Origin of the sequence: Acidocella sp. KAb 2-4 (assembly GCF_020567705.1) — a bacterium.
In the GTDB taxonomy this organism is placed as follows: Bacteria; Pseudomonadota; Alphaproteobacteria; order Acetobacterales; family Acetobacteraceae; genus Acidocella.
The window spans coordinates 1-23760 of record NZ_JAJDJU010000006.1 but is presented as its reverse complement, the minus strand read 5'-3'; the positions used below and the strand labels follow the sequence as shown (position 1 = coordinate 23760).

Annotated in this window: 24 protein-coding genes; 15 read left to right on the top strand and 9 right to left on the bottom strand. The window is 60.0% G+C overall.

The window, feature by feature from the left end:
- Nucleotides 1-89: 89 nt before the first annotated feature.
- The gene (locus LI953_RS05930; protein ID WP_227075119.1) at nt 90-668 is read left to right on the top strand and encodes a TetR/AcrR family transcriptional regulator; all 579 of its coding nucleotides are present in this window, start codon (nt 90-92) and stop codon (nt 666-668) included.
- Between the two features lie 200 nt (nt 669-868).
- Nucleotides 869-1063 (top strand): hypothetical protein, encoded by a 195-nt coding sequence (locus LI953_RS05925; protein WP_227075118.1) that lies wholly within the window; start codon nt 869-871, stop codon nt 1061-1063.
- A gap of 171 nt (nt 1064-1234) precedes the next feature.
- Here the strand turns inward: LI953_RS05925 and LI953_RS05920 are convergent, their stop codons facing one another.
- Complete coding sequence (locus LI953_RS05920; protein ID WP_227075117.1) at nt 1235-1549, bottom strand: hypothetical protein; 315 nt, start codon at nt 1547-1549, stop codon at nt 1235-1237.
- Between the two features lie 263 nt (nt 1550-1812).
- Here LI953_RS05920 and queE point away from each other — a divergent pair, with 263 nt between their 5' ends.
- Genes queE through queC form a run of 3 tightly spaced genes read left to right on the top strand, consistent with a single transcriptional unit; the run spans nt 1813 to nt 3520 of the window.
- Nucleotides 1813-2442 (top strand): 7-carboxy-7-deazaguanine synthase, encoded by a 630-nt coding sequence (gene queE, locus LI953_RS05915; protein WP_227075116.1) that lies wholly within the window; start codon nt 1813-1815, stop codon nt 2440-2442.
- Nucleotides 2442-2813, top strand: coding sequence for a 6-carboxytetrahydropterin synthase (locus LI953_RS05910; RefSeq protein WP_227075115.1), 372 nt, complete (start codon nt 2442-2444; stop codon nt 2811-2813). Before queE ends, LI953_RS05910 begins: the two co-directional genes overlap by 1 nt.
- A gap of 2 nt (nt 2814-2815) precedes the next feature.
- Nucleotides 2816-3520: a 7-cyano-7-deazaguanine synthase QueC gene (queC, locus tag LI953_RS05905; RefSeq protein WP_227075114.1), complete on the top strand. Its 705-nt coding sequence runs from the start codon at nt 2816-2818 to the stop codon at nt 3518-3520.
- A 214-nt stretch (nt 3521-3734) separates the two neighbouring features.
- Here queC and LI953_RS05900 read toward each other — a convergent pair whose 3' ends face one another.
- Nucleotides 3735-4040: a Rieske (2Fe-2S) protein gene (locus LI953_RS05900; RefSeq protein WP_227075113.1), complete on the bottom strand. Its 306-nt coding sequence runs from the start codon at nt 4038-4040 to the stop codon at nt 3735-3737.
- Nucleotides 4041-4232: 192 nt separating this feature from the next.
- On the opposite strand from LI953_RS05900, the gene LI953_RS05895 reads away from it, so the two are divergent.
- Entirely contained in the window at nt 4233-5702 is a 1470-nt protein-coding gene (locus tag LI953_RS05895) for a phosphotransferase family protein (RefSeq protein ID WP_227075112.1), read from the top strand.
- 59 nt (nt 5703-5761) lie between these two features.
- Nucleotides 5762-6247 carry a MarR family winged helix-turn-helix transcriptional regulator gene (locus tag LI953_RS05890; RefSeq protein WP_227075111.1) on the top strand — a complete coding sequence of 162 codons (486 nt, stop codon included), beginning with the start codon at nt 5762-5764 and terminating at the stop codon, nt 6245-6247.
- A 38-nt stretch (nt 6248-6285) separates the two neighbouring features.
- Here LI953_RS05890 and LI953_RS05885 read toward each other — a convergent pair whose 3' ends face one another.
- Entirely contained in the window at nt 6286-7140 is an 855-nt protein-coding gene (locus LI953_RS05885; RefSeq protein WP_227075110.1) for a metal-dependent hydrolase, read from the bottom strand.
- A 307-nt stretch (nt 7141-7447) separates the two neighbouring features.
- Between LI953_RS05885 and LI953_RS05880 the strand changes: the two genes are divergently transcribed.
- From LI953_RS05880 to LI953_RS05855, 6 genes are all read left to right on the top strand, one after another.
- Nucleotides 7448-7789 carry a DUF4286 family protein gene (locus LI953_RS05880; RefSeq protein ID WP_227075109.1) on the top strand — a complete coding sequence of 114 codons (342 nt, stop codon included), beginning with the start codon at nt 7448-7450 and terminating at the stop codon, nt 7787-7789.
- Between the two features lie 49 nt (nt 7790-7838).
- Nucleotides 7839-8687 carry an SDR family NAD(P)-dependent oxidoreductase gene (locus tag LI953_RS05875; protein WP_227075108.1) on the top strand — a complete coding sequence of 283 codons (849 nt, stop codon included), beginning with the start codon at nt 7839-7841 and terminating at the stop codon, nt 8685-8687.
- 289 nt (nt 8688-8976) lie between these two features.
- Nucleotides 8977-12540, top strand: coding sequence for a carboxylic acid reductase (gene car / locus LI953_RS05870; RefSeq protein ID WP_227075107.1), 3564 nt, complete (start codon nt 8977-8979; stop codon nt 12538-12540).
- A 92-nt stretch (nt 12541-12632) separates the two neighbouring features.
- Nucleotides 12633-13676 (top strand): AraC family transcriptional regulator, encoded by a 1044-nt coding sequence (locus tag LI953_RS05865; protein WP_227075106.1) that lies wholly within the window; start codon nt 12633-12635, stop codon nt 13674-13676.
- A complete protein-coding gene (locus LI953_RS05860; RefSeq protein WP_227075105.1) occupies nt 13673-15040 on the top strand; it encodes a DUF1214 domain-containing protein in 1368 nt (455 codons plus the stop codon). The genes LI953_RS05865 and LI953_RS05860 overlap by 4 nt, the downstream gene beginning before the upstream one ends.
- A 151-nt stretch (nt 15041-15191) precedes the next feature.
- Nucleotides 15192-16139 (top strand): NAD-dependent epimerase/dehydratase family protein, encoded by a 948-nt coding sequence (locus LI953_RS05855; RefSeq protein WP_227075104.1) that lies wholly within the window; start codon nt 15192-15194, stop codon nt 16137-16139.
- Nucleotides 16140-16169: 30 nt separating this feature from the next.
- Here the strand turns inward: LI953_RS05855 and LI953_RS05850 are convergent, their stop codons facing one another.
- The 4 genes from LI953_RS05850 to LI953_RS05835 are packed head-to-tail and all read right to left on the bottom strand — an operon-like array spanning nt 16170 to nt 19431.
- On the bottom strand, nt 16170-16820 hold the full coding sequence (locus LI953_RS05850; protein WP_227075103.1) for a TetR/AcrR family transcriptional regulator: 651 nt from the start codon (nt 16818-16820) through the stop codon (nt 16170-16172).
- Between the two features lie 51 nt (nt 16821-16871).
- Entirely contained in the window at nt 16872-18029 is a 1158-nt protein-coding gene (locus tag LI953_RS05845) for a 4Fe-4S binding protein (protein ID WP_227075102.1), read from the bottom strand.
- 38 nt (nt 18030-18067) lie between these two features.
- On the bottom strand, nt 18068-18232 hold the full coding sequence (locus LI953_RS05840; RefSeq protein WP_227075220.1) for a rubredoxin: 165 nt from the start codon (nt 18230-18232) through the stop codon (nt 18068-18070).
- 14 nt (nt 18233-18246) lie between these two features.
- Nucleotides 18247-19431, bottom strand: coding sequence for a cytochrome P450 (locus LI953_RS05835; protein ID WP_227075219.1), 1185 nt, complete (start codon nt 19429-19431; stop codon nt 18247-18249).
- 276 nt (nt 19432-19707) lie between these two features.
- Between LI953_RS05835 and LI953_RS05830 the strand changes: the two genes are divergently transcribed.
- Nucleotides 19708-20400 carry a hypothetical protein gene (locus tag LI953_RS05830; protein ID WP_227075101.1) on the top strand — a complete coding sequence of 231 codons (693 nt, stop codon included), beginning with the start codon at nt 19708-19710 and terminating at the stop codon, nt 20398-20400.
- Nucleotides 20401-20470: 70 nt separating this feature from the next.
- On the opposite strand, the gene LI953_RS05825 is transcribed toward LI953_RS05830, so the two are convergent.
- Complete coding sequence (locus LI953_RS05825) at nt 20471-21115, bottom strand: hypothetical protein (protein ID WP_227075100.1); 645 nt, start codon at nt 21113-21115, stop codon at nt 20471-20473.
- Between the two features lie 108 nt (nt 21116-21223).
- On the bottom strand, nt 21224-22054 hold the full coding sequence (locus LI953_RS05820; RefSeq protein WP_227075099.1) for an SDR family NAD(P)-dependent oxidoreductase: 831 nt from the start codon (nt 22052-22054) through the stop codon (nt 21224-21226).
- A 280-nt stretch (nt 22055-22334) separates the two neighbouring features.
- On the opposite strand from LI953_RS05820, the gene LI953_RS15570 reads away from it, so the two are divergent.
- On the top strand, nt 22335-23558 hold the full coding sequence (locus LI953_RS15570; protein ID WP_227075098.1) for a DUF1214 domain-containing protein: 1224 nt from the start codon (nt 22335-22337) through the stop codon (nt 23556-23558).
- Nucleotides 23559-23760: the final 202 nt, after the last annotated feature.

Sequence of the window (23760 nt, the reverse complement as noted above, 5' to 3'; positions counted from 1 at the left end):
TCCTCACCGGCCTTGACGAAGCGCGGCTGGATTTATTTTATTACAAGCGTTATATATAATGCGATTATACTTTTATGCAGGTTGGGTCAATGCCTCTTATCGTCGACCATGATCAGCGCCGGCTGGAGATCGCGGCACTCGTGGCGCGGATGATCGCCACCCAGGGGCTCGATGCCGTTACCGTCCGGTCCGTGGCCGAGGAAGCGGGCTACAGCACGGCGGTGGTCAGCCATTACTTCAACGGCAAGCGCGAATTGCTTCTGCACTGCTACCAGCTGACGGCCGCGCGCGCCGCGCGGATGCCGGCGGAAAACGGCGAAGACTCGCTGGCAGCCTTTCTCGACGCGCTGCTGCCCTGCCATGCGCAGGCGCGGGAAAACTGGCGAGTCTGGGTGGTGTTTTGGGGCGTGGCCATTGCCGACCCCGAGTTTTCCGCCGTGCAGCGCGAGCAATTACGGGCGGCCCGGCAGCGGGTCGGGGGGCTGCTCGCGCAAGAATGCCCAACCGCTTCGCCGGCGGCGCTGGATGATGAAGCGACCAGGCTGTTGACCACGCTGATGGGCGTTGCCGTGCAGGCGGCCTTTGATGAACCGTCGCATTGGCCGCCGGAGCGGCAGCGGCGACATCTGCGCAACGCCATTTCCGCTTGCCGGGCGGCGCTGCGCTGAGTCGCCGGGCGACAGGAGAAATTGCCGCCCTCGGACTCAGTGAAAATCCCTGCTTTTGCCAATGATGCGCTCCTGGCGCGGGTGGTGTGGGCGGCGTGGCGGCGTATTCGGGGATATGGTTCTCCCGCGCGGCCGCCCGCCAAAGCCGCTCTGGCCCCAGCCGGTTGAGCAGCGTGTTGAGCGCCACGGTATAATCCGGCGTGTCGTCGAGCGTGCTGCGCTGGGTGAAGGCCAGCGTCTCGGTGCTGCCGGCTTCAAGCGCCAGGGCCTCAATGCCGAAACCGGGGGCGATTTCGGTGAGTTTCTCCTTCAGCAGCCGGGCGATCTGCGCCGCGTCCCGGCAGGGGGTGGTAAAGCCCAGCGTTATGGCCGGGCAGGCGCGGTCCACCCGGTAGAAGCGGGCGTTGAGCGACGTGGCGCCCAGGCACGCCTCTTCCAGTCGCGCGCAGGCCAGGGAGAGCCAACGGCGTGTCATCATGAGCCTCCAGCCAATACACCCCGGGCATCACGCCCTTGGCGTAGAGCAGCTCGGCCCGCAGTCTGCCCCCCGCTTCTGGCGTGCCAAATCAGCATGCCAGCACGGCGGTGGAATCTTGCGCCGTAACCGCCGGGGCATGGCGCAGCACCAGCCCCAGCGCGCCGCCATGCTTGGCGGCCAGGGCCAGGCGCTTGGCGGCGAGACGCGAAAGCCCCGCGCACGCCGCCGCCATACGGCCGCGCAGCGCCAGTTCGGCCAGACCCAGGGCCTCGGCATCGTTGCGCGCGCGGGCGAACAGGCAGCGCGACGGGTTGAGCCCCGCCCAGGCCAAGCCGGGCGGATACCAGTCGGGCGAGACGCCCACCCACAGCACTGGCGCGCTCGACGCCGCCAGCAACGCCACCGCCAGCCCGGCATGAGCGGCCGTGCCGAGCGGGGCGCGCAGCTCGTGCAGCGCCGGGACGGCGCGCAGTGGGGCAGGGAGGGGTTGGGGTTAGAACATAACGGGAACATAGAATCCACAACCCAGCCCAGGAGTCGAGTCGGAATTTGCGCCATGCACCTGCGGCGGCCGAAACTCTCCACGGGAGCGGCGGCCCTGTTCGCGGCTGACATGCCGGCACCAGCCGTTGCCACCGGCGCAGGGTGTCTTTAAAGCGCCTTGCGATGGCCTATAGCGTTAAGGAAATTTTCTACACTTTGCAGGGCGAGGGGCGGAATGCCGGCCGCGCGGCGGTGTTTTGCCGCTTCGCGGGCTGCAATCTTTGGTCCGGGCGCGAGGCTGACCGCGCCGCCGCTGTTTGCCGCTTCTGCGACACCGATTTCGTCGGCACGGACGGCACCGCGGGCGGGCGTTTCGCGACGGCGGAGGAATTGGCGGCGGCCCTGGCGGCGCAGTGGCCGGGGGCGGGGGAGCGCTTGGCCGTGCTCACCGGCGGCGAGCCGCTGCTGCAAGTGGACGCCGCGCTGATCGCCGCGCTGCATGCCCAGGGCTTTGAAATCGCCGTGGAAACCAACGGCACCATCGCGCCGCCCGCGGGGATCGACTGGCTATGCGTGAGCCCCAAGGCCGGCGCGCCTCTGGCCGTGACCTCGGGGGACGAGCTGAAGCTGGTGTTTCCGCAAGAGGGTGCCGGGCCGGAGAGCTTCGAGACCCTGGCCTTTAGCCATTTCCTCCTGCAACCCATGGACGGCCCGGACGCCGCCGCCAACACCCAGGCGGCGGTGGCGTACTGCCTTGGCCATCCGCGCTGGCGCTTGTCGTTGCAAACCCATAAGGTCCTGGGAATCCGCTAATGTTTGAGCTCAGCAAACAATTCATCTTCGATGCCGCGCATACGCTGAACCGGCAGATCGAGACGGCGTCCAGCCGTCGTATCCATGGCCATTCCTATTGCGCCGAGGTGGCGCTGCGCGGCAAGCCTGACCCTGAAAGCGGGATGCTGATGGATGTAGGGTTGCTGGCGCGTGCCCTCGACGACACGCGCGCGGCGCTGGATCATCATTTCCTTGATGAAATCCCCGATCTCGGCCCCGCGACGCTGGAGAATCTCTGCACCTGGATTTGGCGCCGCCTGGCTCCGGTTGTCCCCGGGCTGTGCCGCGTGACCGTCTCGCGCGCCTCTAATGGCGACCGCTGCAGCTATTTCGGGCCGGGCGAGGGCTGAGCATGGACGCCGATTCCGCGCTGGTGCTGTTTTCCGGAGGGCAGGATTCCGCCACCTGTCTGGCCTGGGCGCTGGACCGCTTCGCCCGCGTTGAGACGATCGGTTTTGACTACGGCCAGCGGCATCGGGTGGAATTGGCGGTGCGCGCCCCCTTGCGCGCGGCCATTGCAGACGCGTTTCCGCACTGGGGGGCGAAGCTGGGCGAGGATCATGTCGTCGACCTCGCCGTTTTGGGGCAGATCAGCGATACCGCGCTGACCAAGGACACCGCAATCACCATGCAGGCGAACGGCCTGCCCAGCACCTTTGTGCCGGGCCGCAACCTGATGTTCTTTGCTTTTGCCGCCGCCATCGCCTACCGGCGCGGGATCAAGCACCTTGTCACCGGCGTGTGCGAGACCGATTATTCCGGCTACCCGGATTGCCGCGACGATACGGTGAAAGCCATGCAGCTCGCGCTTAATCTGGGCATGGACACGCGCTTCGTGCTGCATACGCCGCTGATGTGGATCGACAAGGCGCAAACCTGGGCGCTGGCCGAGCAACTTGGCGGCGCGGCGCTCGTGGACCTGATCCGTACGGGCTCGCATAGTTGCTATCATGGCGATCGCCAGACCATGCACGAATGGGGCTATGGCTGCGGCGCCTGCCCCGCGTGTGAGTTGCGCGCTGAAGGGTGGCGCAGGTTTGTGGCGCGACGCGCGTGACCGGCTGAAAGACGCCGGCGACGGCGTGGAGCGTGTTTAACAGACGACGCGAAAACATTGGGTCCCTGGGGAGATCGTTCTCGGGTTCCAGAGAATTTTGTGCCGGTTATGAAATAACCGGACACGAATATGCGCGCGCGAGATATTCATCCGGATCCCCATTGCGGAGTTTCTTTATTTCATCGGCGGGCTGCGCATAACAAGTGGCGCCGCGCTACAGGATGTCGATTTCCAACTCACCGTCAATCGTGCGGCAGGGCAATAACGTCAATCCGTTGGGGGTGAGGGGAGACATGGAGCGGCCGTCATCGAGGCTGAAGCGCGCGCCGTGGTGCGGGCAAATCACCGAACCGTGCCGAATACGCGAGCCTTCCAGAGATTTGTCCTGATGGGGGCAGGCATCTAGCATGGCGTGCCAGCCAGCCGCGGAACGGCAGATAAAGACGCGCTTGCCATGGAGCTCAAGAACGGAGCTATGCCCGACGGCAAGGCTAGGCATTGGGATGCGGTTTGAGGTCATTCCTGGATGTCTTGTGTGATGCTGGTGTTGGTTTGTGTTTGCTGGTGCAAGTGGCGCTAGGGCAGTCCTCGTTACTTATGCGCCTCGACAAGGCGGCTTGTCATGGTCCGAATTCGTCGGTAGTATGCTAGCGAACGTTGCGGCCAGTGGTCAAGGTGCAAAGCTCCAGAAGAATACGATGAAAGGGCGTCCATGCTTATTCCCGCGGATCGTGTGCTGGCGTCACTGGTCACGGAATTTGATAAATTACTGCCGCTGCTCGCTGACGCGGGCACCGATGGATCGAGCGCCCAGGCAATCGCTCATAGTTTACGGCTGTTGCAGGCTCGTGAGGCGGGGGGCGAAGTGGCGCTACGCGCGCAGTTTGCCCGGCTCACGGCGGTGCTCGAAGAGCCTGCGCTCCCCTTGGCGATGCCGGCTGAGTGGAAGGCCATAGCAGCGGCGGCGGCTGACGAACACAGCATTGCCGGCCTCGAAGCGTTGTGGCGCGAGGGCGTTGCGGTGGTAGAACAAGCCGTTATAGCCGCCAACCGGGCGGTGCTTGCGCCAGAATTGCGGGCGCGGCTGGCGGCGGCGCTTACCGGATGGGAAGCGGATGACTTGACCGGCCAGATGCATGTTCCGCCCGCGCCGGAGACGAAGCCTGTGCAGGACGCCCCGATAACGGTTGAGACGCTGTCGGCTTATCTGCGAGAGCGTTTCGATGAGCCAGACTTGCAGGTGACCAAGGTGTTGCCGCTCGCGGGCGGCTTCGGTAAGCAGACGACGATTTTTGCGGCCAAGGGCAAGGCGCTTTCCGGTGAATATGTTATGCGCCGGGATTTGAGCGACAATGCCAGTTTGGCGAATGACTGCCACCAGATCGAGCCGGAATATGCACTGATCCGCGCCGTGCATGAGCGAGGTTTTGCCGCACCGGATGCTCTTTGGTTGGATACGAAGCATGAGAAGCTCCCCGGAGGGCATTTCATTGTCATGCGAAAGTCAGAGGGCAGGATCGGCGGCAGTTTCTTTGGGGCGCAGGCGGAAATTCCGAAGGGGCTCGCCGACATGCTGGCGCGTGAAATGGCTGCGCTGCACAACTTGCCACCGATGCTGGAACTCGGTGCGCTTACGGATTCGATCCGGCCGGAATTATGGGATATGGACCTCTCGGGCTGCATAGAGCGTTATATCCGTAATTGGTATGAGTTCTTTCTGACCGAGGCGCATCATCCGTCTCCCACGATCTGTGCGCTCTATGGCTGGATGTTCGACAATGTGCCGGAGCGCGCCGGCCGGCCGAGCCTGCTGCACGGCGATATCGGGTTCCACAATTTCCTGTTTCATGACGACAAGATCAGCGCCATTCTGGACTGGGAGTTCGCGCATATCGGCGATCCGGCGGAGGATTTGGGGTATGTCCAGGTTACGGTCGGCCGTGCGCTCGATTGGGCGCGGTTCATGGATTGCTACCGCGAAGCCGGTGGCGCTGAGGTGGATGAGAAGACGCTGCATTACTTCCGTGTTTGGGCCAATTTACGCAATGCAAGCGCGGGGAATATCATTTCATCTCGGTTCAGTAGGGGCTTGGTGAAGGACTTGAAGATGACGGTGCTGCCGTATATCCATGCGCCGAACTTTATCCGCAGCGCGCAAGCACTGATTGCCGCAGGGCCCTAAAATATGTGTTGTGGTGCTTTTGTCAGTCGTATGACGGAATAATCTGAAGAAGGATAGAGATGGCTAAGCCCCCCGGTGCCGCTGAGCGCGAGGTTTTTGATTTACCGGATCTGCCGTCCCGTCGGTCGATTCCATACCTGGTGCAATATCTGGCGCGGCTGATGACGATGGATTTTCTTGGGCGTGTGGCGGATACAGGTGTGCCGCCGGCGCAATCTTATGTGCTGCGCGAATTATGGCGGGAGGAGCCGCTGTCTCAGGTGGAAATCTCGCAGCGTTTGGACATTGGCAAGGCGACGGTTGGGCAGTCTCTCAAACGTTTGGAGCGCGCGGGTTTCGTGCGGCGAAGCCGCAGCGCGACCGATGGTCGCGTGTCGGTTGTTCATCTTACCGAGAAAGGGCGCGCGGTGCGCGATCCGCTCGGCGCCGCGGCGCGCGCGCAGGTGCAGGAAATTGATGCCATTCTTGGCGATCAGCAGGCCAGAAAGCTCGAAGCTTTGCTCGAAATGCTTGTTGAAGAACACAGGGGCCGCCTGAAGTTGTAGATGCAGACCTGGTGACGGGGCCGGTGGTGGAGGCGCGGCTATTCCGCCGCCATGGGGTAAACGCTGGTAAAGGCTTCGTTGATTGGATCCGTCTTCTTGAAAAACTCAAGAGCGGCGGCGATTTTTGGCGGCACGGTCAACTTGGCCGGATTGAAGCCGGGCCGCAATAGAGGCAGCATGCGTGGTATGGCATAGACGAATTGGCGGCGCATCAGACGCATGTGGTTCCGCCGCGAGGCCTTGAGTTGGGCCGGCGTCATGCTCTCTCGCTCCTTCTTCAGGAGCACGGCGGTGGCACGCCAGAAGCTCCAGTTAATGTGCCAAAAGCTGTACGCAAAGCCCCATATGCGCATCAGATAATTTCCTGATACGGCTTTGAACGCTTCATGGCAGGTCATGCGGTGTTCAAATTCCTCGGCGATGTGCCACAACCAAAGATTGGCGCCGGTGGGATCGGCGCCGATGAAGAATTCGTCGCATGCCTCAAATACATACTGTGCCGTGAAGGTTGCGGTGTTCTCGAAGCCGGCGCAATAAGCGGAGATGAACGCGAGTGAGCGCTTGTCGCGTAATGCCTTCAGCTCAGCTGTGATTTTGGTCATGACCGGCTTTATGTCGTAACCAGCGTCAAGCATAAGCTTGTTAAATCGATTGTGATAGATCGAGTGGTTGGTCTCCTGCCTGATGAAGAGGTCAAGTTCTTCCTTTAGTAGCGGGTTGTCGGCGGCGTAGTTTGTCCGGACTTCATTCATCACACTGTTAAGCAGATGCTCGACATATGGCACGACCACGGAGACACCGTTGAAGATGTGGGCGAACTCGACATCTTTAGACCAGACGATTTGGGAGATTGCTTGGTTGATCTGGATGCCAGGCTTGCGTGCGGTCAGCATGTGGAGGTCTCCAGATATCTTAACTCAAGATGCCCTTATGGAGGGGACCTATGAGGCGCGCGGGCTTTTCCGCAACCGCGGTTATCCCAAGCATAGTGACGGATAATGCGGACGATTTAAGAGCCGGGGCGCGTCTGGACAAGGGAAGGAATGACACGGATCTCGCCATGCTTGCTGTGAATCACGCCATTCTCGGTAAAAGTAGGCGTATCCCACTGGTTGACCATGAATGGCTTGTCCGGTAATTGTGTTTACAGAATAAGCGCTCTGTAGTGGCGATGTGTGCTTTTGCGCGAGGGAACTGGAAATGAGCCAAGATATGAAGAGTTGCGTGCTGGTTGTGCTGTCCAACCCGGTGGCGGGCAAGGACGATGAGTACAATGCCTGGTACACGAAACAGCATCTGCCGGACGTCTTGCGTGTTCCCGGTTTCAAGGCGGCGCGGCGGTTTTCGTTCGCTGGAGCTGGTGAAACGCAATGGAAGTACATGGCTATTTATGAGTTTGAGGCGGCAGACCCGGCACAGGCATTGGCGGCGTTGGCGGCGCGTGCCGGAACGCCAGACATGGTGATCTCGAGCGCTTTTGATATGGGCTCAGTGCAAATGGTGCCTTGGGTGGCGATCACGGATCGGGTGTCGGCGGCATAAAGGTAACCAACGACATAAAATATTACCGATAACGCTGGAGAGGTGGAATATGGGGATTGAAGCAGGACGTACGGCGTTGGTTGTCGGTGCCGCGGGGGGAATCGGGCTGGAGGCGGTCCGCCAGTTGCAAGGGCAGGCGCGGATTTTCGCCGTGGTACAGAACGAGGAGCAGGCGGCCCAGGTCGCGCCTTTGGTCGTGCGGAGTTTTGTCTGTGACGTTGCGGATGCGGCCTCGGTGGAAGCGCTGCTGGCGGCGCTTATTCCGGCATTGGCCGGACGGCTGGATGCGCTGCTGTTCTGTGCCGCGGTGCAGCCGGTCAGCCCGGTTGAACTCATGTCGCGGGCGGCGTTGGAGAAGATTTTCGCGATCAATGTATTTGGCACCGTGAGTGTGGTGCAGGGTATGTTGCCGCTGCTGCGCGCAGCGCGTGGGCGCATCGTGCTGTTCAGCTCGATGGCAGGGCGGGTGGCCGCGCCAATGATCGGCGGTTATGCGGCCTCCAAATTTGCACTGGAGGCGCTGGCGGATGCGCTGCGGCGGGAACTGCATGGCTCCGGCATCGCCATCAGCCTGGTGGAACCAGGCGGCGTAAATACGCCGATGGCGGCGGCACAAGGCCCGTTGGTGGATCAGGCGCTGGCAGGCATGGATGCGCAGACTGAGGCGACTTATGGCGCGCTTTATCGCGGCTATCGGAAAATGGCGACGGGTGCGCTTAAATTCGCGTCCAAGCCGGAAGACGTCGCGCGTGTGGCGGTGCGCGCGGCAATTGGCCCCGGCATGCCGAAGCTGCGCTATCTTGTCGGCAAGGACGCGCAGCTTACCGTGCTGCTCAGCCGTCTGCTGCCAACGCGCTGGATGGATGCGATGTTGGCAAGGATGACGTCGAGCAAGTGACTTTCAATTCGTGCCGCCCCGATTGCCGGGCTCCTACACCACCACCGGGGGCGATCTTGTTTCGAGGCGGCGGTGGAGATAAATGCCGGCGCAGGTGAGCTGGACCTGCTCCGCCGGCGCGCTAATTCCGCCATGGTGCGCTGTGAGCGCGACGAAGCTGATATGCGGGGGGTGGATTAATCGTTAAATGTTCTGGACGATCTGCGATAGATGTGCCTCAGGAAATCGTGGCCTGCCGGCCGCGTGAACGTTAGCATACTCCTCTAAGGCCAATAATTAGGGGGAAGAGATGGTCCAGGAGTTCAATCAGCAGCATCTCATTGAAAAAGCCGGAGCCCGGATCTGGGACATGGCTGAGGCCGACCCGCAGCTAAACGCGCTGAAGCCCAAGGACGAGGTAACGCGCAGGATTCAAGAACCCGACATCTCATACCGTGAAATCATCGCCGCGACTCTGGAGGGCTATGCCGAACGCCCCGCGTTAGGATCGCGCGCTTATGAAATCGGACAGGATGACCGCACGGGCGAAAGCTTGCGGCATTATCTGCCTGCATTCAAAACGATTAGCTACGCTGAGCTTCGCGGGCAGGTCGAGGGGATCGCCAATTTCTGGCGGCACCATCCGCAGCATCGCGTTGCGGCCGGTGACATGGTGGCGTTCATCGCGTTTACCGGTGCGGAGATGGCGGCGGTTGATCTTGCCTGTATCTATGCCCAGGCCGTGAGCGTGCCGCTGCAAGCCAATCTGTCCAGGCACGATATGGAAGAGGTGTTGCGTGATACCGCACCAGTCACCATGATTGCGAATATCGACAATCTGGCGCTGGCGACCGAGTATGCGTGCAGGCAGGATACGATCCGTAGTCTGATCGTGATTGACTATGACAGCCGGATTGATGCCGAGCGCCGATTGGTGGAGGCGGTCCGTGCGAGGCTCGCGGAAAATGGTGGCAAGGCGACGTTGACGACATTCTCGGAAGCAGTCGGCCATGGCGGGCAATTCACCTTCGAGCCGCTACCGCCGTCGCCTCGCGGCCGCGATAATATCTCGATGATCATGTACACCTCTGGCAGTACCGGCACGCCGAAGGGGGCATTGATCCACGATGCGATCAGTATCCAGTTCTGGAGCTGGATGCCTGTTTACGTGCCAACCGTGGCCATCGGCTACGCGCCGATGAACCATTTCATGGGCCGGAATATGGTGCATTCCGGCCTTGCGCAGGGCGGTACTGTTTATTTCACGCTGAAGAGCGACATGTCATCGCTTTTTGAGGATATCCGCATTGCGCGGCCTACCTTCATCAGCTTCATACCGCGTGTGTGTGAGCTGGTTTACCAGCACTATCAATCCGAGGTTCAGCGCCGCGTTGCGGGCGGGGAGGCTCCCGAAATTGCCGATGCGGCGGTCCGGGTGGAGATGAGTAAGTCCTTCCTCGGTGACCGCCTTAATGCCGGTGGCGTAGGCAGCTCGCCAACCGCGCCGGAGGTGCGCCAGTTCATGGCGGAATGTTTCGATATTCCGATGATTGAAGGTTATGGCTGCACGGAAGCGGGCGGCGGCGCGTTGGCCTGGCTCAACAAAATCGTCCCCCGCATGGTGGTCGACTACAAGCTTGCTGATGTGCCGGAGCTCGGCTATTACACAACGGACCGGCCGTTCCCGCGCGGTGAGCTGCTGGTGAAAACCACGCTTATGATCCAGGGCTATTTTAAGCGCCCGGAGGCGAGTGCTGCGATCTTCGATGCGGATGGTTATCTTAAAACCGGCGATGTTATGGAGGAGCGGGGGCCCGGGCACCTGGTCTGGGTTGATCGCCGCAATAATGTCATCAAGCTCTCCCAGGCGGAGTTTGTGGCCATCGGGCCGCTGGAGGCCGCGTTTCTCGCCCGTGGCAAGTTCATTAGGCAGATCTACGTTTATGGCAGCTCCAAGCGGTCTTTCCTGCTTGCCGTGGTTGTCCCGGCGCTTGACCTTGCGCAGGCACGGCTCGGCCATGCACCGAGCGATGCTGAGCTGAGGGAGCTTGTACTTGCCGACCTCCAGGAGGCGGCGCGGGATGCCGGGCTGAAATCCTTCGAGGTGCCGCGCGATGTACTGATCGAGCGTGAGGCTTTCACCCTTGAAAACGGTCTTCTCTCCAGCGTGCGAAAACCGTTGCGGCCCAATTTGAAGCGGCGCTACGCCGACAGGCTTGAGGCCATGTATCAGGAGATGGAGCGCCAGCAGCGGGACGAACTCGCATTGCTGCGCCAGGGTGGCGACGGCCAGTCGACGCTTGATCGCGTCGTCGGTGCGTTCAAGGCGAATCTTGGCCTCGCTGCGCTGGATGGTGATAATCATCAGAGCTATTCCGACCTTGGCGGCGACTCATTTGGCGCGGTCAGCCTCTCGCTGCTGTTCGAGGAGATGTTCGGCGTCTCCGTGCCTGTCAGTACCGTGTTGCATCCCTCGGCCAGCGCTTCGCGCCTGGCGGCCTATATCGACGATGCGCTCGGCAAAGCCGGGCCGCTGGAACGGTACAAGCAGATTCATCCTGATCCGGAGCGTGTGAAGGCGTCTGATTTCAAGCTCGACGTGCTGTTCGATGCAGCGACGCTGGCGGCGGCGAAGGCGGCGGCACCGCCGGTGACTGTCAGCAAGACGGTACTGCTGACAGGTGCGAATGGCTTCCTTGGCCGGTTCCTGTGTCTGGAATGGCTGGAGCAGCTTGCCAAGGTGGACGGTAAGCTCATCTGCATCATTCGCGGCGCGGATGCACAGGCGGCGCGGGCGCGGCTGGATGAAGCCATTGGCAGCTTGGACCATGACCTGGCCGCGCGCTTCCGGACGCTTGCCGCCCGCCACCTGGAAATGTTGGTCGGTGATCTCGCCACGCCGAAGCTAGGGCTGGATGAGGCAAACTTCGCGCGGCTTGCCGATGAGGTGGATCACATTGTGCATCCCGCCGCGCTGGTGAATCACCGCCTCTCCTACCGGAATCTCTTTGAGCCCAACGTGCTGGGCACGGCGGAACTCATCCGTCTGGCGCTGATGGAGCGGCTGAAGCGATTTGACTACGTGTCGTCCGTCGCGGTGCCGCATATGAGCGCCGATCTCGCGCATGGCCCGGAGACGATGGATGTGCGCAAAAGCGCACCGGAAATGCCGTTGATCGACATGTACGCGTCTGGCTACGGGGCGAGCAAATGGGCCGGCGAGGTTATGTTGCGTGAGGTCAATGAAAAATTTGGCCTGCCGGTGAATGTGTTCCGCGCGGACATGATCATGCCTCATGCCCGCTATATAGGGCAGATCAACGTCACCGATATGTTTACGCGGCTGTTGTTCAGTCTCGTGAAAACGGGGATCGCGCCCAAATCCTTCTATGAGCTCGGCCCGAACGGTGAGCGCCAGCGTGCCCATTATGACGGGTTGCCGGCCAATTTCGTCGCGGCGGCGATGCAGCAGATCGGCGCCCGACCTTATGCCGGCTTCTTCAGCTACAACCTGATCAATGTTCACCACGATGATGGCTTGTCGCTCGACACGGTGGTGGATTGGGTGGAGAGCGCGGGTTACACTGTGAAGCGCATCGGCGATCACCAGGAATGGGTGCGCAGGTTCGAGGATAAATTGCGGAACCTGCCGGATAGTGAGCGGCAGCAATCATCGCTGTCGATCCTCGGGCACTTCGCGGCGCCGCATCCGGCCCACCCCATGTCTGTCAGCAGTGCTGAGTTCCAGGCCATGGTGAAGACCATCCCGGCCGGGCCGGAGGTGCCGCAGCTCAGTGAGGGGTACATCCACAAATACCTGAAGGATATGAGATTGCTCGGGTTGATCGAGCAGCCGAAGGTGAGCGCCGGATGATGCCGCGCTAACCGGCGTAACTCTGGCGCTTGCGCGGCGCCGGAAAAACTATTTAGATCTTCGAGCCAAACGGTGAGCGGAACGCCAAGCTCATGCACGACCGAAGCCGTCTCAAATCATCCGGCGCGTTATGGGGGCAGGGCTTGTCCCCCGATGGGCAGGACAGGCCCGGGGGGCAACTGAGCGAGACCCTGTTGAGTGATCTGAGGGTGATCGAGGCGCGCGTGTCGGTTGTGGAGCTGGGCGGAGATGCGGCAGCCATATTCCCGGATGCCGAGCGGCCAGTGCTGCATGTGGTGCTGGAAGGTGGTGTCTGGCTCGCTGTTGGCGGCCAGCAGGCGCCCGCCATGCGCCTGGAGAGCGGCGAGACGGCTTTGGTTTTCTACGGTGATCGGCACAGCCTGGGGACCCATCCCCGACGGGGAAGGGAGGAGGAGGTCGTACTCGACACGCCGCCGCGGGAGGAGCCGCGTGCTATTCCGGTTGGCAATCCACCGGCCGTGGCGGTGGTGATGTCTTGCGTGCTGGAGCTTGCCTATATGTCGCCGGCGGCGCGGGCGGTGCGGGCGGCCCCGGCGGTATTGCTCATGACCAAAACCGGGGCGCCGCCTCACGACCGGGCGTTGGCGGGAGATCCGGCGCAATGGCTGGAGGCCCTGCGCGGGCCGGGGGCGTCGGCTTTTGGCAGCATGCTTGCGAGTTTGTGCTTCGTGCACAGCATGCGCGGGATGTATCACGGCTTTTGGCGGGATCAGCCGATGGAGATCCGGGCGCCGAGTACGCGCTGGGTTAATGCGGCGGTTATCTTGCTGCACACGCGGCCTGACCGGCCTTGGACCGTCGCCAGTTTGGCGCACGAGGTTGGTGTCTCCCGGTCGCGCTTTGCCGCGGGGTTTGCGGCCATCATTGGCATGCCGCCTCTGGCTTATCTTACGCGGATCCGTATGATGCGGGCGATCGAGCTGCTTGAAGCGGGCGATATTCCGTTCGCTGAAATCGCGCGGCGCACGGGTTATCCGGTGCAGAGCTCGTTTACGCGGGCATTCGTGGCGTTTCACGGCGTGTCGCCGACTGAGTTTGCCGCCCAGCAGCGGCAGACGAGGCGCCGCAAAGGGGGCGCAGGGCCGTCGGCGTGACGACAGCCAAGGGGAATGTTTTATCTGTTCGTGATGCTCGTAAAAACTCCGTTGGTCGTCATCTTTCCCCGTCCGTGGCGTCGGTCATAAGGTTCACCGCAATGTATGGAGGAATGAAGGCGATGTTTGGTGACGCGACCGCTAAGAAATTCACGAGCAAGTCAACGGTTTTAAGCCGCGCATGGGAGCGGTATCTGGCGACGCTTGAGGAGATGCGCATCGCTGTTGAAACCGCGCCGCAGTTCGATAGCGCGCCCAACCAGCGTGCCCGCGCCTATCATCAGCTGATGGAAGCTCAGGCCATCGCCTATAATTTCGCGCTGGTGCCGCGGATGGCGCATCCGCGGATTTTCAAGAACACGGCTTGGCAAACTGATGTTTATTGTTCGGGTGGGAATGGGCCGGATTTCCACTATGCAACCGTATTTCTCGATGGTGCGCAGACCTACCGGATAACGGCGAATATCCGTGACAGTAAGATGCTGCTCGCGCAGCATAACAGCGCGCTTCCGGGATCGCCGAATTCACGCATGGTCGCCAACTATGATTTTGCCGATTTCGAGATCGCGCCGGATGGCTCCTTTACGGTGACGCTGAGTGCCGAAAAGGCCGAGGGGAACTGGATCCCCCTGCTTCCGGATGTTGGTTATCAGTGGCTCCTGTTCCGCCCGTCGATTGAGGGGTGGGACAAGGTGCCGACGGAGTTGCATATCGAGCGGATCAGCCCCATTGCGCCAGATCATTACGTCGCAGATGAATTTGACGAGGCGCATACGGCACGCCGGATTAATTTTGCCGCCGATTATGTCCGCTACATTGTGCAGGAGTGGATGCTTGCCTTCTACCAGCGTGTGCATGCGAATTCCAAGGGCGTTAACCTGTTCGCGCCGATCGGTCCGGCGATTTCCGGCGAGGTTGGCAGCCCGACCGCGGAATATGTGCTGGCATGCTACGAGGTTGCGGATGATGAGGCTTTGATTATTGAACTAAAAGAGCCACCCAATGGGATTTATTGGGGAATTCAGATTTTTGACGTGTGGCTGCGTCCGATTGACTTCCGCACTCGGCAGAGCACATTGAATTCCGCCCAGGTCGCGCCTGATGCCGATGGCGCGGTGAGGCTTGTGCTCTCACGCCGGGACCCTGGTGTGGCGCAATGGCTGGATTGTGCGGGATTTGACCAAGGCCAGATCCTGATCCGCAATTACCGTTCCAGCCGTCCGGCCCAGCCCGTAATTCATCGCGTTCGGTTCGACGAATTGGCGCGGCACTTGCCAGCCGAGACGAGGCGGGTTTCGCCAGATGAGCGTACGCAGGAACTGGGCCGGCGCCGGGGCGCGTATTTGCGCCGTCATGGTGAGTAGGTGATTGCGGCGCCTGCATGATTTTGGCGTGGACTGTGCTATGGCGGCTCGTTTTTGGCGTTGTCGTAGCCGTCAGCCTTGATCATAGTGGGCGAGGCAAGTGGCGCAGACACATCTAGTCTGAACCACGATAAAATTGGAGGGACAGGGCGTGAAGATTCTGGTATTCGGCTCCACCGGCTATGTAGGCCGGCATGTGACGGCAAGGCTCGCGGAGGATGGACATGCCGTAACTTCCTATATCCGTCATGCGTCGGCCGTGCCAGGGCTGGAGAAGATTGGCGCGCGGACGGTGTTTGGCGATCTGGAGGATCTGTCGGCGTTGCCGGACATTATCGCGGCTCAGGACGCGGTGATATGGATGGCGCAGTTGATGCATGAAGGCGAGCGGCGTGTGGTGAGCGCGCTTCTGGAGACGCTTCGTGGCACTGGAAAGACATTCATTTTTACGGGCGGCACCAGCCTGCTGTCCATTCGGACAGACGGCGATTGGGATGAGCGCAGCTTTGCCGAGGATGACGTTTTTACGCCGCGTCGGCAAGTCGCCCCACGGCTGGAAGTGGAGAGAATGGTTCGTCAATCCACGGCCGATGGTGTGCGCGGCATCTGCATCCGGCCGCCACTGATCTGGGGCAATGGTGGCGCCCGTTACATCGCTGACATGTATCACTCCGCCCAGGCGACGGGGGCTGTCTGTTACGTCGGGCGCGGACTCAATCTATATTCGAATGTGCATGTTGAAGATTTGGCCGATGTGTATAGCCGGGCGATTGAGCGTGGTGTCGGCGGCGCGCTTTATCACGCTGTCTCGGGCGAGTTGAACAACCGCATGATGGCGGAGGGGATTGCCCGGCATCTGGGTATTGGCACGCGCAGCGTCACGGTTGAGGAGTCGATCCAGATCTGGGACAAGTTTACCGGCCCGATCGTGTTTTCTGCCTGCAGCCGTACGCGCTGTCCGCGGACGCGTGCAGAGCTTGGGTGGGGGCCGAATCCCAACCGGTTGGATATTCTGGAAGATTGCACGAACCCGGTCTATGCGTCGCAGGCCACGGCGGGGCGGACGAATCCGGCATGGGTGAAAACGTCCGCGGCGTAAGGCCAAGCGGGGCTGACGCGGTCTGCCCGGTCAGCCTTGGTTTTGCTGCGTCTTTTCGGCCTGCAAGCCATGAAGGAGCAGGTTGACGACGCGCTCGGCGATGGCTTCGGGCTGGTCGAAACTGTCCTTGATGCCGGGGAGTATTGCCTGCATACCCTTTAGGTTGGTGTAGCCGAACAGCAGGGCCAGCATGGCGGCGACGCCCTCATCCGGATTGGCGCCGGGCACAAGCTCGCCGAGCAGTTGCTTGCAGAGTTCGCGCTGCGACTGGAACAGCTCTTGGCCGATCAGTTCCGGTGTATTGGGGCGCGGGTCGAGCAGCTCACGCTTGAGCAACTGGCCAAAATTTTTGTCGAGGATCATTGTGCCGACGAACCAGGAGACCAGCCGGGTAAGCTGCTCGCGGGGGGAGGCGCCGGGCCAGGTTATCGCGAGCGGCGGACTGGATTTGGCCGTGAAGACACGCCTTGTTACCGCGGCGTAGAGCGCCTCCTTGCTCGGAAAATGGTGATACAACGCACCGATCGTCACGTTCGCGACGGTGGCAAGCTGATTGATGCTCACGGCGTCGAAGCCGTATTCCGCGAACAGATTCTCCGCGACGTCGAGAATCCGGCTCTCGGTCGAGGGGCCATTACGGGTTCGCCGGGGGCGAGTGGTTTGCTTTGCCGTGGTGGTCATGCCGGGCTCCATAACGCCAGTTGGTGTCGCCAGCAAACCGGCCCGGGTGCTTCAATAGGTTTCCACATGCAGACGCCCATTATGCTTGAGCTTGCCGGCTAACTCGTGCCAGTCGATGCCGGAATTTCGGCAGATCTCTTCGAACGCCGCCAGAACGCCCGCCTCCATGCCCTTCAACCCGCACAGGTAGATATAGCAATTTTCGTCGGACAGGCAGTTGGTCACCAATGCCGTATGATCGCGTAGAGCATCTTGCACGTACCGCTTCGGCTGACCATCGACGCGGGAGAAGGCGAATTCAGTCTCGGCGAAGCCGCGCGGCAAGGCGAGCAACTCGGCATGGTAAGGCATTTCTTCCGGCGTGCGCGCGCCATAAAATAGGATTTGCCGGCCGCTTATTGTGTGCAGCCGTTGCAGGCGCTGAGCGAGCATGGCGCGCATTGGCGCGATGCCGGTGCCGGTGCAGATCATCAGCAATGTTGTCGATGGATCATCCGGCATCAGGAAATTACGGCCATGCGGGCCGGTGATTTCGGCCACCGCGCCCGGTTGCAGGTCGCAGATATGGTTGGAGCAAAGGCCGCGATGCGGCTTGCCTTCATGGTCTTCCAACACCCGCTTCACCGTCAGCGCCAGCCGGTTCTTTATTCCGCTGTCACCGCCGCGGGGGCTGGCCACGGAGTAGAGCCGCATCATGTGGCGGTGACCGGCGGCGTCCAAACCCGGGGGAAGGACGCCAATCGACTGTCCCTCCAGCCAGGCGAAATCGTCGGCGGCTTCCAGCACGATGTGGCGGATATCACTCGCGCTGGTCTCCGCCGTCAGGCGCCGGTTTTCTACCACGATGGCACGCAGCGGGGCTTCGCGGGTATAGGCGTTCTCCATCGGCGTGGCGGCTGAGGCTGGGATGCCTTGCCTGGTCTTTTCGGCCACTCCCATGGCAGGGGGGAGGTGGTCCCAGCCAAGCTGCTCGGCCACGGTATAGGCTGCGCCGCGGTGAACCGTCCGCCAATTGTCGATGGCGCCGGTGGGGCAGCCGGAGATGCATTCCAGGCAGCCATTGCAGGCATCCGCATCCACCACATAGTTGCGGATGTCATGCGTGATGGCGTTGGATGGGCAAGCCGACTCGCATGTATCGCAGCGTATGCAGAGCTCCGGATCGATGAGGTGCTGCTTGAGCAGATCATCGGATATATTTATGTCCATGGCTTGGCTTTGGCGTCCCGCTGTCTTGTCGCTTGATCTTAGAGTTCTTCCATGACGAAAGCGGCTTTGTCGTTGCCGCAATCCGGGCACATCCAATCTTCGGGCACATCTTCCCAACGTGTGCCGGAAGCGATGCCGTGCTCGGGCATGCCCTTGGCTTCATCGTAGATAAAGCCACAAAAAAGGCAGATATAGCGCTTCATTGTTACGGTCTCGCTCATGAAACCTTCCAGGTGAGTGGCAGATATTCCACACGGTTGGCCTTACCGGGCTGGGAGATTGGTTTCTCGCCGGCCTTGACCTCGAAATCGGGGATGCGCTTCAGCCATTCCGTGAGGAAGACGCGGATTTCAGTGCGGGCCAGGAAGGAGCCGATGCATTGGTGCGGGCCTCGGCCGAATACAAGGTGTTTTTTATCCGGACGATCAAAATCAACAGTCATCGCATCGGGGAAATGCCGGTCGTCGATGCCAGCGAAACTGGTGGCGGTGAGAATGATGTCGCCCTGCTTGAAGGTAACGCCCTTGTACTCAAGGTCCCGCGCGGCAACGCGCGCGACATTGGCGATGTGGTGGCGGCGCATCATCTCCTCAATCGCTGGGCCTAGAATTTCCGGCTGCTCGATCAGCCGGCGGCGATGGCCTGGGTTATTGGCTAGGAAGAGGGCGATGAGGCCGAGCATGCTGGCCACCGTATCGAGCCCGCCGATGGCCAGCAGGCCGCATAGGCCGAGAATTTCCTCCGGTGTTGGAGAGCGGCCGCCATCGACTTTGCCTTGGATGATGGCGCTGATCATGTCTTTGCCCGGATTGGCCATCCGCGCCGGGATAATCTTCTGGCCGAAATATCCGAACAGCTTGCCGAATGCCTCGGTCTGTTCCTCGGTGCTGCCCGAGCGGGTGATGTCCTCCACGATGCCGAGCAGATACGGGGTATCCTCTTGCGGCAGCTCGCACAGGCTCATAACGATGATGATTGGCATTTTCAGTGCGAATTCGGATGTAAACTCGCATTCACCCTTGGCGTAAAAGCCATCGATGAGCAATACGGTAAGGTCGGTGGCGACTTTTTCCAGCTCGCTGATATTCTTGGGCAGAAAGAAAGGTTGCAGGATAGCGCGGAAGTCGCGGTGCAACTGGCCATCATGCTCGATCATCGTCACCAACGAGGGGTTGGGCGGTGTGGTTTGGTACCGGCTGGAGAAATCTGCGGCATTGTTGAGCACGTGTTCAATGTCGTCGTAGCGGGTGAGCACCCAATGTCCGCCGAAATGGGGCGAGTAGAAGATGTCAGGCCCGTCCTGCCATTTGCGGAAATGCTGGTAGAGATCGGTTTCTCCGCGCATGTCAAAATAATTAAAATCCCGCACCAGATCCGCCGGCACATGCGCCGGCACTTGCATTGTCGTCACGCCGAGTTCCTCCAAATTCTTGTTGCCACAGCCGCCACATGGCATTACCGAGCAAATGCTCTGTAATGCGTTTACAGAGCTCTTGCTCGGTAGTCAAGAAGAATTCTCCGGCGTCTTGGGGCTTGATTGGGCTTTGTCCCGGCTAATCCATCGCGGATGGCGTAATCCGATTGAAATTCGGCGATACCTGTTAAGAATCCTCCTGGCAGTACCGGACTGGGATATGGCACCCTGGCAAAATAACAGCTTCAACGGCGGAGATGGGTGGTGAGCCAGCTTGACCAAAAGATTTGCGCGTGGGGCGGCCCCTTTTGTGCCGCAACATTTGGCGCTGGTTTGTTGATGGCGGGCTTTGTGCCGCCGCCTTCGCCGAATTTGGACGCGGCCCATATTGCGGCGATTTATCAGGCCAAGGCAGGGCTGATCCGGGTGGGGATGATTCTCAGCTTGTTTGGAATCACGGGCTACACCGCGCTCATTGGCGCAATTTCGGCGCAGCTCTGGCGCATTTCCGGCATCAGCCGGCTGGGGCCATATTTGCAACTCGGCGCCGGGGCGATTGGTGTCCTCACGGTGATGTTCCCGACAATGATCTTCGCGATCGCGGCGTTCCGGCCGGAGCGTGACCCCAACCTGACGCAGTTGCTCAATGATGCAGGCTGGTTGATCATTATTCCAGCCTTCCCGACTTTCATCGCCCAGTTTGGCGGTATCGCGGCGGCTGTTTTACAGGATCAGGCGCCGATGCCCATATTTCCCCGCTGGTGCGCGTTTTTCAATATCTGGGTGGCGATCCTTTTTATCCCCGGAGGCTTCTCTTATTGTTTTCGCACTGGGCCATTTGCCTGGAATGGTCTTCTGGCTTTCTGGGGGGCGGCCAGTGCGTTCTTCGTTTGGCTTCTGGTGATGACCTGGTTGACGCTACACGCAATTCAGAACGAGCTGAAAATTTCTTCATAGGCCTTCGGTGCGGCTGTCAAATCTCAACCGGCTGCCGTCAGGGCGGCAGCCGGTTGAGATTTTGTCGTAGTTAGCCTGCCTCTTGCCGGCGGATGGCACGCAGGAGTGACCAGGCCATGACGCCGATCCAGGCACCGAAAAACGTGAGGGGGAACCAGAATACGAACAGACCGTTCCAGGCGAACACGCCGGTCTTGAATAAGAAGCCGAACGGCCCGACCTCGAATATCAGCCCGGCCCAGATCGTGACCCAGCCGACCCAGCGGGGAAAGGCGGAGTCGTGTTGCGGGGGGGTTGTGAGGGCAATCACCGCGATCGGGACCATCTGGAACATGTAGTACTGGTCGGTGGTGACAAGGGTAAGGTTGGCGAGATCGTTCATGACCGCTGTCGCGTCGATCGCGCGGTCGGGGTGGAACGCGGCCGCGCCCCAGAAAATTGGTGGCAGCACGAGAAAGATCGACATCATGATGCCGCCGACCAGTTGTAGTGTTGACCAGACGGGCGTGCCTTTTTCAAGCCGTGAAAGCTGCGCATAAATAACGACGGCCAGCGGAACCATGAACCCGCTGGTCCACGCGGCGATCGCGCAGCCAAGACGCATCGTTGGTCCGCGGCTGGCATACATGGCGGCAACCTGAGCTGGTGACCAATCCGCTGGCGGGGTGGGTATCATCTGGATCAGGAAAGCCAAGGCCAATCCGAAAATGGTCACGAAAATAAGCGACCACCAGACGAGAATTCGCTGTGCTTTAGTAGATATTACCATCGTGAAGCCTCGTATGATTTTGAGTGTTGCAACTAATTTGGGCGTGATCTGGTGTTACCGGTCGCCAATAACCTTGCCGGAGCCATAAGCTCTTTCGCCGCCGGGCAATTCGTCCGCATAGGGCATACGGGTGAGGTGCGCGCCGCCGTTGATCTGCAGATTTGCGCCGGTGACATAGGCAGGGCCTGCCAGAAACAGCACCGCGTTCGCGAAATCCTCGGGGTAGCCGACGCGCCCCAGCGGCACCTCCCGGGCAAAAGCTTCCTCGAACCCAGGCGTGGCGAAAGCCTCCCGCGCCATGTCCGACTTGATCGCACCGGGTAGGATGGAATTGACCCTGATGTTGCGCCGGCCATATTCGAGTGCCGCGTAACGGACCAAGCAATCTGTACCCGCTTTGGCGCAGGCATAGGCAACATGCGGTTGCACGGGTTGCGTGGCGCTCATTGAACTGATGATGACGATCGAGCCGTTGCTTCCGATGGCCTCGGCCATATGGCGGATAAAATAGAAATTGCCGAACAGGTTGACGCGCACGGCGGCATCCAGCTGGGACTGAGGCAGGTCTGCGATGGCGCCCATGACCGGAAGGCCAGCCGCGTTCACCGCGACATCGAGACGCCCAAAATGCTCGACCGCGGCTTTGGCTAAAGCTGCCACCTCGGCTTCGTTCCCGGCGTCGCAGCGCATGGCCACGCCGCCAATGCGGTCGGCCAGGATCTCAAGCGGGGCGATGCTGCGAGCCCCGACGATGACCTTGGCGCCGTTGCGGGCCAGTGCTTCCGCGACGGCCCAGCCTGTGCCTCCCTCGGCTGATGCTCCGAGTACCACAGCAACTCTGTCGTTAAGGTCAACGGAAAAGCCATTTAAATCAGGCTTTTGCATTCAATTTCCTCCAGTTTGGCGTCATACAGGTACCCAGTCATATGCCACCCAGTTACGAACCCTCCGAGAGAGCTTGACATTTAGGTGTACATGCTAATGGTATTTCAGCGTACGATGCAAGGGGGCGGCGCCTGGGGGAGGATTTGAAAGAATTTTTAGACAGCGCGTCGGCGGATAAAACAATCATTTTAGCCTTTCCCTGACGCCTCTGGCAGTTTCATTACCCGAGCCGGGGTGCGCTATTGGCGCAGCCCCGGGCCGGGTGCACGGGAGAAATAAAGTGACGCTTGCAAGCGAAGAATCGACGCCGCGGCTGAAAGATGCCTGGAGGAATTTCCATGCGACACAGAACGAGGTGTTGCGCTGGATGGAGGAAACGCCGCGGTTCAAGGAACATCCGCAACACCGGGCTAAAGCGTATCATACGATGCTTGAAGCTTTGGCTATGGTATACAATTTTGCCGTCGCGCCGCGCATGATGCATCCGCGTCTGTTTAAGAATACCGGGTGGCAGACGGATATGTATACGCTTGGACAGAACGGTCCGGACCTTAATTATTTGACGGCTTTTCTCGATGGGCGTCAAACCTATAAGCTGACAGGCCGTTACGGCGATCTGGTCCTTATCCTGGTTCAGGTGCTCAACCATTTATCCGGGCATCCCGATTCAAAGGCGATCGGCAATTACGATTTGTCTCAATTCGAAATCAATCCGGATGGTACATTCGAATGCATTGTTAGCGCCGAGAAACATGAGGGAAATTGGATTGGATTAAGTCCGGACTCACCATATCAGTTCCTATTGTTCCGCCGCTTTATCGGCGATTGGAATGATGATCCGGGAGAGATGCGCATTGAGCGCATCAGCGAGATCCCCGATGATTATTATGACGCTGATGAATTTTCTGAAGATTCTATGGCTGAGCGCATTGAGCGCGGCACAGCGTTTTTACGCTACCTCATAAATGACTTCAATATCAACTTGTTCAACATGTATACGAAGGTATCTGGATTCAATAATATGAAATTTCTTCCTGGCACGGTCACAAGCCAGGTTGGTAGTCCATCCTCGAATTACGCTATGGCCGTATTTGATCTTGCGGAGGACGAAGCGCTTATAATCGAACTCGACCAATTGCCGGATGGCGTATATTGGTCACTACAAGCGGGTGATGTGTGGTCGCGCTCACTTAATTTCATTCATCGGCAGACGACGATAAATATGAGACACGCTGTGGTGAATGAAAATGGCAGCTTTACCGCAGTCGTCGCGCACAGAGATCCGGGTTACGCGAACTGGATTGATACTACCGGTCGCGAACAGGGGACTGTGGTGTTCCGCAATTATAAGGCTACGCGAGAACCGGTCCCACAGACGCGCAAGGTGAAGTTCGCGCAGTTGGGAGATACCCTTTCCAGCGGCGTGAAAAAAATTACACCTGAGGAGCGCAAGGCAGCGCTAAAGCGTCGTGCTGAAGGTTTTCTTAAGCTTCATGGAGAGTAAGGATTGCAGGAAGGTGGGAATGTTGCTCGATAGTTTGGTCTCTAATGGCTAGGGGCGCGCAATATTATAGACGTGCACAAGTGGCGTAAAAGCTTCGTTGTTGTGATAATTTAGCTGGTTGATAAGGTAAAATCAGTTTCGAATATTTGCGGGATTACGTGGCATATGGCGATTGAGCAGGCCGAAAGATCAATAGTTCGTC

Coding starts and splice junctions, on each gene's coding strand:
- LI953_RS05930 (WP_227075119.1), top strand. CDS start 90: ATGCCTCTTATCGTCGACCATGATCAGCGCCGGCTGGAGATCGCGGCA.
- queE (WP_227075116.1), top strand. CDS start 1,813: ATGGCCTATAGCGTTAAGGAAATTTTCTACACTTTGCAGGGCGAGGGG.
- LI953_RS05910 (WP_227075115.1), top strand. CDS start 2,442: ATGTTTGAGCTCAGCAAACAATTCATCTTCGATGCCGCGCATACGCTG.
- queC (WP_227075114.1), top strand. CDS start 2,816: ATGGACGCCGATTCCGCGCTGGTGCTGTTTTCCGGAGGGCAGGATTCC.
- LI953_RS05900 (WP_227075113.1), bottom strand. CDS start 4,040: ATGACCTCAAACCGCATCCCAATGCCTAGCCTTGCCGTCGGGCATAGC.
- LI953_RS05895 (WP_227075112.1), top strand. CDS start 4,233: ATGCTTATTCCCGCGGATCGTGTGCTGGCGTCACTGGTCACGGAATTT.
- LI953_RS05890 (WP_227075111.1), top strand. CDS start 5,762: ATGGCTAAGCCCCCCGGTGCCGCTGAGCGCGAGGTTTTTGATTTACCG.
- LI953_RS05885 (WP_227075110.1), bottom strand. CDS start 7,140: ATGCTGACCGCACGCAAGCCTGGCATCCAGATCAACCAAGCAATCTCC.
- LI953_RS05880 (WP_227075109.1), top strand. CDS start 7,448: ATGAGCCAAGATATGAAGAGTTGCGTGCTGGTTGTGCTGTCCAACCCG.
- LI953_RS05875 (WP_227075108.1), top strand. CDS start 7,839: ATGGGGATTGAAGCAGGACGTACGGCGTTGGTTGTCGGTGCCGCGGGG.
- car (WP_227075107.1), top strand. CDS start 8,977: ATGGTCCAGGAGTTCAATCAGCAGCATCTCATTGAAAAAGCCGGAGCC.
- LI953_RS05865 (WP_227075106.1), top strand. CDS start 12,633: ATGCACGACCGAAGCCGTCTCAAATCATCCGGCGCGTTATGGGGGCAG.
- LI953_RS05850 (WP_227075103.1), bottom strand. CDS start 16,820: ATGACCACCACGGCAAAGCAAACCACTCGCCCCCGGCGAACCCGTAAT.
- LI953_RS05845 (WP_227075102.1), bottom strand. CDS start 18,029: ATGGACATAAATATATCCGATGATCTGCTCAAGCAGCACCTCATCGAT.
- LI953_RS05840 (WP_227075220.1), bottom strand. CDS start 18,232: ATGAAGCGCTATATCTGCCTTTTTTGTGGCTTTATCTACGATGAAGCC.
- LI953_RS05835 (WP_227075219.1), bottom strand. CDS start 19,431: ATGCAAGTGCCGGCGCATGTGCCGGCGGATCTGGTGCGGGATTTTAAT.
- LI953_RS05820 (WP_227075099.1), bottom strand. CDS start 22,054: ATGCAAAAGCCTGATTTAAATGGCTTTTCCGTTGACCTTAACGACAGA.